This window comes from Streptomyces noursei (genome assembly GCF_016917755.1).
Lineage (GTDB): Bacteria > Actinomycetota > Actinomycetes > Streptomycetales > Streptomycetaceae > Streptomyces > Streptomyces yunnanensis.
This window is the reverse complement of the sequence record NZ_CP070326.1, coordinates 8,116,139-8,131,627: the sequence shown is the minus strand read 5'-3', so window position 1 is coordinate 8,131,627 and position 15,489 is coordinate 8,116,139. Positions and strand designations below refer to the sequence as shown.

At 74.9% G+C, this 15,489-nt stretch carries 2 protein-coding genes and 1 pseudogene; 2 read left to right on the top strand and 1 reads right to left on the bottom strand.

Features of this window, described 5'->3' with window-relative positions:
- Positions 1 to 8 precede the first annotated feature (8 nt).
- Positions 9 to 1,400, bottom strand: coding sequence for a glycosyltransferase (locus JNO44_RS35400; RefSeq protein ID WP_205368064.1), 1,392 nt, complete (start codon positions 1,398 to 1,400; stop codon positions 9 to 11).
- A 367-nt stretch (positions 1,401 to 1,767) separates the two neighbouring features.
- On the opposite strand from JNO44_RS35400, the pseudogene JNO44_RS35395 reads away from it, so the two are divergent.
- A pseudogene (locus JNO44_RS35395) lies at positions 1,768 to 5,859 on the top strand (type I polyketide synthase); the annotation flags it as partial.
- Positions 5,860 to 5,904: 45 nt separating this feature from the next.
- On the top strand, positions 5,905 to 15,483 hold the full coding sequence (locus JNO44_RS44025; RefSeq protein WP_275695781.1) for a type I polyketide synthase: 9,579 nt from the start codon (positions 5,905 to 5,907) through the stop codon (positions 15,481 to 15,483).
- Positions 15,484 to 15,489: the final 6 nt, after the last annotated feature.

The following is a 15,489-nucleotide window of genomic DNA, read 5'->3' as shown; positions in this document are numbered from 1 at the left end:
TTCCTCGGTCAGTCGGTTGCCAGGGCGGGAAGGCCGAGCAGCAGGTCCGCCGCCGCGGCCCGGCCGCCGGCGTCCCGCAGCAGCCCGGCGAAGTGCTCCGCGCGCTCGGTGAAGGAGGGCTGGTCGAGCACGCGGGTGATCTTGTCCAGGACGTCCTCGGTGTCCACGGTCTCCGGCCGGTCCAGCGTCAGGCTCACCCCGAAGTCCTGGCCCCGGATCGCCTGGTCGTCGCAGTCCACCCACAACGGCCGGACCACCAGCGGCTTCCCGAAGTACAGGCCCTCGTGGTAGCCGTTGCCGCCGGCGTGGGTGAAGAACGCCTTCACGTTCGGATGGGCCAGCACGTCCAGCTGCGACGGCACCCAGCCCTCGATCCGCAGGTTGTCCGGCAGCTCGGCGGCCGGCGGCAGCAACTCCTGCTGGCTGCGCGGGAGTTTCCACAACACCTGGTGGCCCCGGCCGTCCAGCCGCCGGGCGACCTCCACCAGCGACGCGACCTGCTCGCGGGTCAGCCGGGTGATCGTGCCGAAGCCCATGTACACCACGGACTTCTGCGCCGACAGCCAGTCCGCCAGGCCGTCGTCGTCCGGTGCCTGGGGCAGCGGCGGCACCATCGTGCCCACCAGCCGCAGCTTCGGATGCATCGGGAACGGGTAGTCCAACTCCCTTACGGAGTAGCACAACACCTGCTCCGCATGGTCGATCCGCGCCATCATCTGCCGTGCCTGGGGCGCGATGCCCAGCTCGGTGCGGATCCGGTTGTCCTCCTCGACGACCTTGCGGATCTCCGGCGTCAGGAACATCCCGAGCGTCCGCAGCCGGAACAGCTGGTTCTCGATCCGCTGGGCCAGGGACATCGCGGCCGGCAGCCCCGAGTGCGGCACTGGGAAACCCGACGGGGTGTAGGACTTGGCGAACGGGACGTGCGAGGTGAGGACGTTGCTCGGCACGAACGGCACCCCGAGCACGAACGGAACGCCCTTGGTGATCGCCAGCTCGTACCCGAACTGGCACATGCTCTCGATCACCATCAGCGCCGGCTGGACCTCCTCGACGATCTCCTCCAGGCGGCGGTACTTCGCCCTCCGCGACTCCGGAGCGAACGAATGCCGAATCACCGCCGCGTGCGCCTTGAACCGCGACCGCTGCGTCACCTCCGCATACGTCGCGTCGTCCCATGTGACCGCCGACATCTGCGAGACGGTGTCGCCGAGCGACGCGAACTGCACCGGGCTGCCGTCCGCCACGGCCGCCACCTCGTCGCGCGCTTTCTCGTCGGTGGCGAACCACAGGTCCGCCACGTCGCGCCGGGACAATTCCCCGGCCAGCACGAGCAGCGGATTGAGCAGGCCGCTTTCGGCATAACTGACGAACAGGATCGGCCGCCGATTCGCGCCCATGGACAACACCCCTCGGAATGTGGCGGGCCGCCGGGCCCGCGCGCCACGCACCCGCCCGGCCCGGTCGCCGGGTGAGTGCATTCGCCGACGCCGCCACCCCAGGCGCGTGCTGCCGGAAGGAACGGTCACCGGCCGGCACCCGGAACGCGCCGCGTGGAAAACGGGTCGGTTACTTGGTCTCATGCCACGGACCGGGGAATCACTAGTCTTCGCCGCGCGACAGCCCTTTCTGGGGCGTGTGGCCAATGCCCGTCCCCGGCGCCCGTCATTCCTTAGGGAAAAGTACAGCGTTTGCGAACGTACGATCCGGCACGCAGAGGTGACCTGAGGCCAACTTTTCCGCAGGGGTGAGCAAGGCATGACGATCGGAGCCGACGAGGACCCGGTGGTGGTCGTCGGAATGGCCTGCCGTTATCCGGGTGGGGTCGCCGGCCCGGAGGACCTGTGGGAACTGGTCCGCACCGGCCGCGACGCGACCACCGCCTTCCCGGACGACCGCGGCTGGGACCTGGCCGCACTGGCCGGCGACGGACCCGGCCGCAGCGCGACCCGCGAGGGCGGATTCCTCACCGGCGCCGCCGACTTCGACGCCGCCTTCTTCGGCATGTCGCCCCGCGAGGCCGTCTCCACCGACCCGCAACAGCGCCTCGTCCTGGAGACCGCCTGGGAAGCCCTGGAGCGCGCCGGCATCGACCCGCACTCCCTGCGCGGCAGCCGCACCGGCGTCTTCATCGGCGCCAGCGGCCAGGACTACGCCGCCGTCACCCACGCCTCGCCCGACGACCTGGACGGCCACGCCCTCACCGGCCTGGCCCCCGGCGTCGCCTCCGGTCGCCTGGCGTACGTCCTGGGCCTCGAAGGCCCCGCCGTCACCGTCGACACCACGTCCTCCTCCTCGCTGGTCGCACTGCACTGCGCGGTTCGCGCCCTGCGCGCGGGGGAGTGCAGCACCGCCCTGGCCGGCGGCGTCACGGTGATGTCCACCCCGGCCGCCTTCGTCGGCCACACCCGACAGGGCGGCCTCGCACCCGACGGCCGCTGCAAGCCGTTCTCCGACGACGCCGACGGCACCGCCTGGGCGGAGGGCGCCGGCATCGTCGTCCTGGAGCACCTGTCCACCGCCCGCGCCGCCGGCAACCCGGTCCTCGCCGTGCTGCGCGGCTCGGCCGTCAACCAGGACGGCGCCTCCGACGGCCTCACCGCACCCAGCGGTCCCGCCCAGGAACGCGTCATCCGCGCCGCCCTCGCCGACGCCCGACTCGCCCCCGCCGACATCGACCTCGTCGAGGCGCACGGCACCGGCACCCGGCTCGGCGACCCCGTCGAGGCCCGGGCGCTGCTCGCCGCCTACGGCCAGGACCGGGACCCGGACCGACCGCTGCGCCTCGGCTCCCTGAAGTCCACCCTCGGCCACGCACAGGCCGCCGCCGGCATCGGCGGAGTGATCAAGACCGTCCTTTCCCTCCGGCACGGCCTGATGCCGCGCATCCGGCACCTGGCCACCCCCACCCGCCAAGTCGACTGGTCCCAGGGCGCCGTGGCCCCCCTCACCGACCACACGCCCTGGCCACCGGCGGACCGACCGCGCCGCGCCGGCGTCTCCTCCTTCGGCATCAGCGGCACCAACGCCCATGTGATCCTCGAAGAGGCCCCGCCCGCCGACGTCCCCGTCACCCGGCCCGGCGCCCTCCGCCCCACCACCGTCCCGTGGCCGGTCTCCGCCGCCACCCCCGAAGCCCTCGACGCCCAACTCGCCCGGCTCCGCGCCCACCTGCGCACCCGGCCGGACCTGGACCCGCTGGACGTCGGCTACTCCCTCGCCACCGGCCGCGCCGCGCTCCGCCACCGGGCGGTCCTCCTGCCGACCGCCGACGGCGCCGCCGCGGACGCCGTCGAGCACGCCCGCGGTGCGGCCCACCAGCGCCGCACCGCCGTCCTCTTCTCCGGCCAGGGCAGCCAGCGCCTGGGCATGGGCCGCGAACTCGCCGCCCGTTTCCCGGTGTTCGCCGACGCACTGGACGACGTGCTGCGCGCCCTGGACCGGCACCTGGACGGCCCGGTGCGCGAGGTGATGTGGGGCACCGACGCCGCGCTGCTGGACCGGACCGGCTGGACCCAGCCCGCCCTGTTCGCCGTCGAGGTCGCCCTCCACCGCCTGATCACCTCGCTCGGCCTGCGCCCCGAGGCCGTCGGCGGCCACTCCGTCGGCGAGATCGCCGCCGCCCACGTCGCCGGCGCCCTGAGCCTGGAGGACGCCTGCCGCCTGGTGGCCGCCCGCGCCACGCTGATGCAGGCGCTCCCGGCCGGCGGCGCGATGGCCGCGCTGGAGGCCACCGAGGACGACGTGGCCCCGCTGCTCGGCGCACACCTCGCGCTGGCCGCCGTCAACGGCCCCACCGCGGTCGTCGTCGCCGGAACCGAGGACGCCGTGCTGCAACTGACCGCCCACTTCGCCGACCGCGGCCGGCGCACCAGCCGGCTGGCCGTCTCGCACGCCTTCCACTCGCCGCTGATGGAGCCCATGCTCGACGCCTTCCGGGACGTCGTGGGCCGATTGACCTTCCACCAGCCGTCGATCCCGCTGGTCTCCAACCTCACCGGTGAACTCGCCGGCAGCGAGATCACCACCGTCGAGTACTGGGTCCGGCACGTCCGCGACACCGTCCGCTTCGCCGACGGCATCACCGCACTGGCCAAGGCCGGCACCGACGTCCTGGTCGAACTCGGCCCCGGCAGCGTGCTGTCCGCGATGGCCCGCGACACCCTGGGCCCCGACAGCACCACCGACGTCGTACCCGCCCTGACCAAGGGACGGCCCGAGGAGACCGCGTTCGCCGGCGCCCTCGGCCGCCTGCACACCCTCGGCGTCCCCGTCGACTGGCCCGCCTTCTACGCCGGCACCGGCGCCCGCCGCGTCGAACTGCCCACCTACGCCTTCCAGCGCGTGCGCCACTGGCCCACCCCGCCCCGCCCGAACGGCACCGGGCCCGGCGCCCTCGGCCACCCCCTGCTCGGCTCCGCCGTCGAACTGGCCGACGGCGGCGGCACCGTCTGCTCCGGCGCCCTCTCCCTCCGCACCCACCCCTGGCTCGCCGACCACACCGTCGCCGGCCGGGTCGTGCTGCCGGCCACCGCGCTGCTGGAACTCGCCGTGCGCGCCGGCGACGAGACGGGCTGCGACGTCCTGCACGAACTCCACCTCACCACCCCGCCGGCCCTGCCCGACGACGCCGCCCTGCACGTCCAGGTGCACGTCGGCCCGGCCGACGCCACCGGGCGCCGCGCCGTCACCGTCCACACCCGCCCCGACCACCACCCGGCCGGCGACTGGACCCGATGCGCCACCGGCACCCTCGGCAGCACCCCGCCGTCCACCACCGAAGCCGCCACCGACGGCACCCCGGCCAGTTGGCCGCCGGTCGACGCCGAACCCCTCGACCTCGCCGACCACTACGAACGGCTTGCCGACCGCGGCTTCGACTACGGCCCGACCTTCCGCGGCCTGCGCGCCGCCTGGCGACGCGGCGCGGAGATCTTCGCGGACGTGGAATGCCCGCCCGGCACCGCCGACGACGCCCCCGACCACGGACTGCACCCCGCCCTGCTCGACGCGGCCCGGCACGCCGCCATGGCCGTGGACGGCACCGTGCCCGTCGCCTGGCACGGCGTCCGGCTGCACGCCGTCGGCGCCACCGCGCTGCGGGTCCGCATCCGCCCCACCACGACCGGCACGCTGACCCTCACCGCGGTCGACGTGCACGGCGCGCCGGTCGTCACGGTCGAGGCCCTCGCCGCCCGCCCGCTGACCGACGAGGAGCGCGCCGCCCCCCGGACCCCGCGGCAGGCCCGCGGCGAGACGCCCGCCGACGCCCGCCCGGCCCGGCCCGCCGCGGCCCGCCCCGGCCCGGCCGGCGAACCCCTCCCGGACACCACCGCGTCCCACCCCACCGCCGGCCACCTCGCCGCGCTGCCGCCGGCCGCCCGGGAGCGCCACCTGCTGGACCTGGTGCGCACCCAGGCCGCCGCCGTCCTGGGCCACCCCGGCCCCGAGGCCGTCGGCACCCGCAGCGTCTTCAAGGAGCTCGGGTTCGACTCGTTGGCCGGCGTCGAACTCGCCGACCGGCTCACCGCCCGCACCGGACTGCGCCTGCCGGCCACCCTCGTCTTCAACTTCCCCACCCCCGAACGGGCGGCCCACCGCCTCGGGGAACTCCTCGCCGCGACCGACCCCCTCGACCCCGGGGCGTACGGCGAGGAACTCACCAGGTTCGAGGCGATCGTGACGAACCTCCCGCCGGACGGCCCCGAACGCCGGGCCGTCGCGGACCGGTTGGACGCCATCGTCTCCGCACTCCGCCAGAACTCGCCTGCAGAGGTGCCCTCCTCGGACGAGGACATCGACACGGTGTCGGTCGACAGACTGCTCGACATCATCGATGAAGAGTTCGAAACCACATAGAGAAATTGTTGCTTTCGTTCGCGACCCGATGACGAGGACGGATCGATGCAGGAACCCCAGCAAGGCCAGCCGGACCAGCAGGAGAAAATCGTCGACTATCTCCGGCGGGTCACTTCAGATCTTCGCCGTGCCCGCCGCCGCATTGGCGAACTGGAATCCAAGGACAACGAGCCCATCGCCATCGTCGGAATGGGCTGCCGACTTCCCGGCGGCGTCAATTCACCGGAATCCCTGTGGGACCTGGTGCGGTCCGGCGGCGACGCCATTTCCGGATTCCCCGCCGACCGCGGCTGGGACCTGGAAACCCTCACCGGAAACGGCGACGGCAGCAGCACCACCCACGAAGGCGGATTCCTCTACGACGCCGCGGAATTCGACGCCGCCTTCTTCGGCATCTCGCCGCGCGAGGCGACCGCCATGGACCCCCAGCAGCGCCTCCTCCTCGAAGTCGCCTGGGAGGCGCTGGAGCGCGCCGGCATCGCCCCCACCGCCCTGCGCGGCAGCCGGTCCGGCGTGTTCGTCGGCTCCTACCACTGGGGCGCGCCCTCGGCCGAGGGCGCCACCGAACTGCACGGCCACGCCCTGACCGGCACCGCCGCCAGCGTGCTGTCCGGCCGCCTGGCCTACACCCTCGGCCTCGAAGGCCCGGCCGTCACCGTCGACACCGCCTGCTCCTCCTCCCTCGTCGCCCTGCACCTGGCCGCCCAGTCCCTGCGCGCCGGCGAATCCTCGCTCGCCGTGATCGGCGGCGTCACGATCCTCACCGAGCCGTCCGTCTTCGTCGAGTTCAGCGCCCAGGGCGGCCTGGCACCGGACGGCCGCTGCAAGGCGTTCTCCGACGCCGCCGACGGCACCGGTTGGGCCGAGGGCGTCGGCGTCCTCGTCGCCGAGCGGCTCTCCGACGCGCAGCGCAACGGCCACCCGGTACTGGCCGTCCTCCGCGGCTCCGCCGTCAACCAGGACGGCGCCTCCAACGGCCTGACCGCCCCCAACGGCCCCTCCCAGGAACGCGTCATCGAGCAGGCCCTCGCCCGGACCGGCCTGACCCCCGCCGACATCGACGCCGTCGAGGCACACGGCACCGGCACCCGGCTCGGCGACCCCATCGAGGCCCAGGCCCTGCTCGCCACCTACGGCCAGGGACACACCCCCGACCAGCCGCTGTGGCTCGGCTCCCTGAAGTCCAACATCGGGCACACCCAGGCAGCCGCCGGTGTCGCCGGTGTCATCAAGATGGTCATGGCGCTGCGCCACGGCCACCTGCCGCCGACCCTGCACGCCGACGCGCCCTCCTCGCACGTGGACTGGTCCGCGGGATCGGTACGGCTGTTGACCGAGGGTCAGCAGTGGCCGGAGACCGGACGTCCGCGCCGGGCCGCGGTGTCCTCGTTCGGCATCAGCGGCACCAACGCGCACGCCCTGCTGGAACAGGCACCCCACCCCGCGGACACCCCGGACGCCGGCGACGGCATCGCGCCCACCGAACCGGCCGGCACGCCCGCCGCGCTGCCCTGGATCGTCTCCGGTCACTCCCCGCAGGCGCTGCGCGACCAGGCGGCCGCCCTGTCCGCCCGGGTCGAGTCCGACCCCGCGCTCCGCCCCCAGGACATCGGGCACACCCTGCGCACCGCCCGCGCCCTGCTGGAACGGCGCGCCGTCGTCGTCGCCCCCGACCGCGACGAACTCCTCGCGGCCACAAGCGAGTTGGCAGCCGGCCGGTCCGCGAACGCCGTAGTCGAGGGCCTCGCGGACGTCGAGGGTCGGACGGTGTTCGTGTTCCCCGGTCAGGGTTCGCAGTGGGTGGGGATGGGTGGGCAGTTGCTGGATGAGTCGCCGGTGTTCGCGGAGCGGATTGCGGAGTGTGCGGCGGCGTTGGCGGAGTTCACCGATTGGTCGTTGGTGGATGTGTTGCGGGGGGTGGTGGGTGCGCCGTCGTTGGAGCGGGTCGATGTGGTGCAGCCGGCGTCGTTTGCGGTGATGGTGTCGTTGGCTGGGTTGTGGCGTGATCGTGGTGTGTTGCCGGATGCGGTGGTGGGGCATTCGCAGGGTGAGATTGCTGCTGCGGTGGTGTCGGGTGGGTTGTCGTTGCGGGACGGGGCGCGGGTGGTGGCGCTGCGGAGTCAGGCGATCGGTCGTGCGTTGGCGGGGCGGGGCGGGATGATGTCCGTCGCGTTGTCGGTGGAGGCGCTGGAACCGCGGTTGGAGGGGTTCGAGGGGCGGGTGTCGGTGGCCGCCGTCAACGGCCCCGGCGCGGTGGTGGTGTCGGGCGAGCCGACCGCCCTGGACGAGCTCCAGGCACAGCTGGCCGCCGACGACATCCGGGCCCGTCGGATCGCGGTGGACTACGCCTCGCACTCGCACCAGGTCGAGGACCTGCGCGAGGAACTGCTCGCCGCACTCGCCGAGGTGACCCCCCGGGAAGCGCGGATCCCGTTCTTCTCCACGGCGACCGGCGACTGGCTGGACACCACCGAGCTGGACGCCGGCTACTGGTTCCGCAACCTGCGCGGCCGGGTGCGGTTCGCCGACGCGGTACGGGAGTTGCTGGCGGCGGAGTACCGGGCGTTCGTCGAGGTCAGCTCGCATCCGGTGCTGACGATGGCGGTCCAGGACCTGATCGAGGAGGCCGGGGTCACGGCCGTCGCGACCGGCACCCTGCGTCGCGACCAGGGCGGCGCGGGCCGCTTCCTGCTGTCGGCCGCCGAGGTCTTCGTGCGCGGTGTGGACGTGGACTGGGCGGGGCTGTTCGAGGGGACCGGTGCGTCCCTGATCGACCTGCCCACCTACGCCTTCCAACGCGAGCGGTACTGGAACACCCGCACCGCCGCCGACCGCACCCCGGCCGACGCGCCGATGGACGCCGAATTCTGGGCCGCCGTCGAGCAGGCGGACGTCTGCGCGCTGACCGCCGCGCTCGGCACCGACGAGGACTCCGTCGCCGCCATCCTGCCCGGCCTCACCTCCTGGCGCCGGGCCCGCTCCCAGCGCACCACCCTCGACTCCTGGCGCTACCGCGTCACCTGGACGCCCCTCGCCCAGGTGCCCCGCGCCACCCTGACCGGCACCTGGCTGCTGGTCACCGCCGACGGCATCGACGACACCGATGTGGCAGGGGCGTTGGAGACCTACGGCGCCGAGGTGCGCCGACTGGTCCTGGACGAGGAGTGCGTCGACCGCGCCGTCCTGCGGGAGCGGCTGGCCGGCGCGGAGGACGTGACCGGCATCGTCTCCGTCCTCGCCGCCGCGGAGGACGACGCCGCCCGCCACCCCGGCCTCACCCGGGGACTCGCGCTCACCGTCTCCCTCGTCCAGGCCCTGGGCGACGCCGAGGCGACCGCGCCGCTGTGGTTCCTGACCCGAGGAGCCTTCGCCACCGGCCCGTCCGACCCCGTCACCCGCCCCCTGCAGAGCCAGATCGCGGGCGTCGGCTGGACCACCGCGCTGGAGCACCCGCAGCGCTGGGGCGGCACCGTGGACCTGCCCGACACCCTCGACGCCCGGGCCGCCCAGCGGCTCGCCGCCGCGCTGTCCGGCGCCCTCGGCGCCGAGGACCAGCTCGCCCTCCGCGCCGCCGGGGTACTGGCCCGCCGCATCGTGCGCGCCGGACACCGCGCCGGACGACCGGCGCGGACCTGGGCGCCGCGCGGCACCACCCTGATCACCGGCGGCTCCGGCACCCTCGCCCCGCAGCTCGCCCGCTGGCTGGCCGAACGCGGCGCCGAGCACGTGGTGCTGGTCAGCCGACGCGGTGCCGACGCCCCCGGAGTGCCCGAACTCCTCGCGGAGGCAGCCGAGTCGGGCACCGAGGTGACCGTCGCCGCCTGCGACATCACCGACCGCGACGCGGTCGCCGCGCTGCTGGCCGACCTCACGGCCGACGGCCGCACCCTGCGCACCGTCGTCCACGCCGCCGCCGCCATCGAGCTGTCCGCGCTCGCCGACACCACCGTGGCGGAGTTCGCCGACGTCGTGCACGCCAAGGTCACCGGCGCACGGATCCTCGACGAACTGCTCGACGACGCGGAACTGGACGACTTCGTCCTGTACTCCTCCACCGCCGGCATGTGGGGCAGCGGCGCCCACGCCGCCTACGTCGCCGGCAACGCCTATCTGTCCGCGCTCGCCGAGCAGCGCCGCGCCCGCGGACTGCGCACCACCTCCATCCACTGGGGCAAGTGGCCCGACGACCGCGCACGCGAGCTGGCCGACCCGCACCGGATCCGCCGCAGCGGCCTGGAGTACCTCGACCCCGAGCTGGCGCTCACCGCGCTCCAGCACGTCCTGGACGACGACGAGACCGTCATCGGCCTCATGGACATCGACTGGGACACCTACCACGACGTGTTCACCGCGGGCCGGCCCGCGCACCTCTTCGACCAGATCCCCGAGGTGCGACGCCGCCTCGACCAGGCATCCGCCCCGGACCCCGCGGGCCCGGCCGCCGACGGCCTGGCCGCCCGCCTGCACGGCCTCGTCGCCGCCGAACAGGACCGGCTGCTGCTCACCCTGGTCCGCACCGAGGCCGCCGCCGTCCTCGGCCACGCCTCCGCCGAGTCCTTCCCCGAGCGCCGCGCCTTCCGCGACCTCGGCTTCGACTCGGTCACCGCCGTGGACCTGCGCAACCGGCTCGTGGCCGGCACCGGACTGCGGCTGCCCTCGACGATGGTCTTCGACCACCCCAACTGCGCGGCGCTCGCCGCGTTCCTGAAGACGACGGCGCTCGGCGTCCCCGGCGCCGCACCGCAGCAGCACGCCGCGACCGGCACCCCGGCCGACGACGACCCGATCGCCGTGATCGGCATGAGCTGCCGCTTCCCCGGCGGCGCCGCCACCCCCGAGGAACTGCTGCGGCTCGCCCTCGACGGCGCAGACGTCATCTCGGAGTTCCCCGCGGACCGCGGCTGGGACGCCCGGGGCCTGTACGACCCGGACCCCGACCGCCCCGGCCACACCTACTCCGTCCAGGGCGGCTTCCTCCACGAGGCCGCCGGCTTCGACCCCGGCTTCTTCGGCATCTCCCCGCGCGAGGCGGTCGCCATGGACCCGCAGCAGCGGCTCCTGCTGGAGACCTCCTGGGAGGCGTTCGAACGCGCCGGCATCGACCCCACGTCACTGCGCGGCAGCGCCGCCGGCACCTTCTTCGGCGCCAGCTACCAGGACTACTCCTCCACCGTGCAGAACGGCACGGGGGAGTCCGAGGCGCACATGGTGACCGGCACCGCGGCCAGCGTCCTGTCCGGCCGGGTCTCCTACCTGCTCGGGCTGGAGGGCCCCGCGGTCACCGTGGACACCGCCTGCTCCTCCTCCCTGGTCGCCCTGCATCTGGCCTGCCAGTCCCTGCGCAACGGCGAGAGCTCCCTCGCGCTGGCCGGTGGCGCGGCCGTGATGGCCACCCCGCACGCGTTCGTCGGCTTCAGCCGGCAGCGTGCCCTCGCCAAGGACGGCCGCTGCAAGCCGTTCTCCGACACCGCCGACGGCATGACGCTCGCCGAGGGCGTCGGCGTCGTCCTGCTGGAGCGCCTGTCCCACGCCCGCGCCAACGGACACCGGGTACTGGCCGTGATCCGCGGCTCGGCCGTCAACCAGGACGGCGCCTCCAACGGCCTGACCGCGCCCAACGGCCCGTCCCAACAGCGCGTGATCCGCCAGGCGCTCGCCAACGCCGGCCTGACCGGCGCCGACGTCGACGCGGTCGAGGCGCACGGCACCGGCACCCGGCTCGGCGACCCCATCGAGGCCCAGGCCCTGCTCGCCACGTACGGCCAGAACCGCGACGCCGAACGGCCGCTGCTGCTGGGCTCGGTGAAGTCCAACATCGGCCACACCCAGGCCGCGGCCGGCGTCGCCGGCGTCATCAAGATGGTGCTGGCCATGGACGCCGGCGAACTGCCCGGCACCCTGCACCTCGACGCGCCCTCCCGCCACGTCGACTGGACCGCAGGCGCCGTGGAACTGCTGCGCGGGCGCACCCCGTGGCCCGAGAGCGGGCGCCCCCGCCGGGCCGGTGTCTCCTCGTTCGGCATCAGCGGCACCAACGCCCACCTGATCCTCGAACAGGCCCCGGCCACCGAGCCGCCCGCCGACCCCGACTGCGCCCAGGACACCGCCACCGACACCGTCGTCCCCTGGCCGCTCGCCGCCAAGTCCCCGGCCGCCCTGCGCGCCCAGGCCGCCCGGCTGCTCGCCACCGTCGAGCACGCCCCCGACCTTCCGCCCGCCCCCGTCGGCCACGCCCTGGCCACCACCCGCGCCGCCCTCGAACACCGCGCCGTCGTCGTCGGCGAGCGCCGCGAGGACTTCCTGCGCGGCCTGGCCGCCCTGTCCACCGGCGCCTCGGCGGCCGGCCTGGTCACCGGCACCGCCGGCCCCGACCCCGAGGGAGCGGTCTTCGTCTTCCCCGGCCAGGGATCCCAGTGGTGGGGAATGGGCCGCGAACTCCTCGCCACGTCCGAGGTGTTCCGCACCGCGATCGACGACTGCGCGACGGCCCTCGCCCCGTACGTCGACTGGTCGCTGCACGACGTCCTGGCCGGCGAGGGCGACCCCGCCCTGCTGGAGCGGGTGGACGTGGTCCAGCCCGCGCTGTTCGCCATGATGGTCGGGCTGTCCGCGCTCTGGCGCTCCCACGGCGTCGCCCCGGCGGCCGTGGTCGGCCACTCGCAGGGCGAGATCGCCGCGGCCTGCGTCGCCGGAGCCCTCAGCCTGGCGGACGCCGCCCGCGTGGTGGCGCTGCGCAGCCAGGCACTGCCGCAACTGTCCGGACGTGGCGGCATGATGTCGGTCTCCGCCCCCGTCGAGCGGGTCAGCGCACTCCTCGCCCCGTGGCAGGAGGCGCTGTCCGTCGCCGCGGTCAACGGGCCCTCGTCCGTGGTCGTCTCCGGCGACACCGACGCGCTCGACGCCCTGCTCACCGCCTGCCAGGAACAGGGCGTGCGGGCCCGCAGGGTGTCCGTGGACTACGCCTCGCACGGGCGGCACGTCGAGGCCGTCCGTGACGAACTCGCCCGCGTCCTCGCGCCCGTCGACCCGCGCGCCCCCGAGGTGCCGTTCTACTCGACGGTCACCGGCGACCGCGTGGACGACGCCGCCTTCGACGGCTCCTACTGGTACACCAACCTCCGCCAGACCGTCCGCATGGAGGAGGCCACCCGCGCCCTCCTCGCCGCCGGACACCGCGTCTTCATCGAGGTCAGCCCGCACCCGGTGCTCGCCGCCCCGATCCAGGAGACGCAGGAGGCCGTCGCGGAGGCCACCGGCGGGTCCGCGGTGGTCCTCGGCTCGCTGCGCCGCGACGAGGGCGGCCCGCGGCGCTTCCTGACCTCGCTCGCCGAGGCCCACGCCCACGGCGCCCCGGTCGACTGGACCACCGCCTTCGCCCGGTCCGCCTACCGGCCGGTGGACCTGCCGACCTACCCCTTCCAACGGCAGGACTTCTGGCCCGAGGTCCGGCCCGCCACCCCGGCCGCCGGCGCCGACGCCTCCGACGCCGCGTTCTGGCAACTGGTCGAGAGCCAGGACCTCGCCGCGCTCGCCGACGTGCTCGGCGTCCCCGCCGACGCCGAGCACACCGCGCTCGGCACCGTGCTGCCGGCCCTGTCCGCCTGGCGCGCCAAGGCCCAGGCCCGCACCCGGATCGACGAACTGCGCTATCACGTCCAGTGGACCCGGGTCGCCGAGCCCGCAGCGGCCCCCGCCACCGGCCGGCTGTTGGTCGCCGTCCCGCCGGACCACGCCGACGCCCCCTGGGTCGCCGCGGCGCTCGACGCCCTGGGCCCCGACACCGTCCGCTTCGAGGCCAAGGGCACCGACCGCGCGGGATGGGCCGCGCAGATCGCCCAACTCATCGAGGACGGGGAGGAGTTCAGCGGCGTGGTGTCGCTGCTGGCAGCCGCCGAGGACCTCCACCCGGACTTCGGCTCGGTGCCGCTGGGGCTGGGGCAGACCCTCGTCCTCGTCCAGGCCCTCGGCGACGCCGGCCTGACCGCGCCCCTGTGGTGCCTGACCCGCGGCGCCGTCGCCACCGGCCGCGACGACGCCCTCGGCAGCCCGACACAGGGCGCCCTGTGGGGCCTCGGCCGGGTCGTGGCCCTGGAACACCCCGGCCGCTGGGGCGGCCTGATCGACCTGCCCGCCACCCTCGACGCCCGCGCCGCGGCCCGCCTCACCGGCCTGCTCGCCGACCCCGCCGGCGAGGACCAACTCGCCGTCCGCGCCACCGGCGTGCTCGCCCGCCGCATGGTGCACGCCGCGCCGTCCGCGCCCCGCGCCGGGCGCCGCTGGCGGGGCCGCGGCACCTGCCTGATCACCGGCGGCACCGGCGGCATCGGTGGCCGGGTCGCCCGCTGGATGGCCGAGCACGGCGCCGCCCACCTGGTCCTGACCAGCCGGCGCGGCCCGGACGCACCCGGCGCCGCCGCACTCCGGGCCGAACTGGAGGCCCTGGGCGCCCGCGTCACCCTCGCCGCCTGCGACGTCGCCGACCGCGACGCCCTGGCCGCCCTGCTCGCCGACCTCCCCGCCGACCAGCCGCTCAGCTCCGTCTTCCACTCCGCCGGCGTGGCCGACGGGGACGCCCCGGCAGCCGACCTGACCCTCGATCAGCTCGACGCGCTGCTGCGCGCCAAACTGACCGCCGCCCACCACCTGCACGAGCTGACCGCCCCCCTCGACCTCGACGCGTTCGTGCTCTTCTCCTCCGGCGCCGCGGTCTGGGGCAGCGGCGGCCAGCCCGGCTACGCCGCCGCCAACGCCTTCCTCGACGCCCTCGCCGCCCACCGCAGGTCCCTCGGCCTGCCCGGCGCTTCCGTCGCCTGGGGCACCTGGGGCGAGGTCGGCATGGCCACCGTCCCCGAGGTCCACGAGCGACTGCACCGCCAAGGGGTCCGCGCCATGGAACCGGACCACGCGATCGGCGCGCTCCAGCAGATGCTGGAGGACGACGACACCACCCTCGCCGTGACCCTCATGGACTGGGAGACGTTCGCACCGAGCTTCACCGCGACCCGACCCAGCGCCCTGTTCAGCACGGTGCCCGAAGCCGTCCGCGCGGTGACCGGCGACCCGGGCGCCACGGCCGGCGACGACGCGGACTCCGCGACCCCGCCGCTCCGCCGCCACCTGGAGGAGCTGTCCGCCGCCGAGCGCGGCCGGGCCCTCGTCGAGGCGGTCCGCGCCGAGGCGTCCGCGACCCTCGGCCACGACACCCCCGACGCCGTCCCCGCCGGCCGCGCCTTCCGCGACGTCGGCTTCGACTCGGTCACCGCCGTCGAACTGCGCAACCGGCTGCGCACCGCCCTCGGCCTGCCGCTGCCGGCCGCGCTCGTCTTCGACCACCCCACCCCCACGGCCCTCGCCGGCCACCTCGGCGCGCTGCTCTTCGGCACCGCCCCCGAGGACCCCGGCGCCGGCCGCCCCGACGACCCCGACGCCCGCATCCGCGAGGCGCTCGCCACCGTCCCCATCGGACGGCTGCGCAAGGCGGGCCTCCTCGACATGGTGCTGAAACTCGCCGACTCCGACGCGACCGACGACCCCGCCCCCGAGGCCGACGCCCCCTCGGAATCCCTCGACGACATGGACGCCGAAGCCCTGCTGCGGCTGGCCACCGAGAACTCGGCGAACTGAAAGAGA

Excerpts from the sequence above, each read along its gene's own strand:
- JNO44_RS35400 (WP_205368064.1), bottom strand. The coding sequence starts at position 1,400 with ATGGGCGCGAATCGGCGGCCGATCCTGTTCGTCAGTTATGCCGAAAGC.
- JNO44_RS44025 (WP_275695781.1), top strand. The coding sequence starts at position 5,905 with ATGCAGGAACCCCAGCAAGGCCAGCCGGACCAGCAGGAGAAAATCGTC.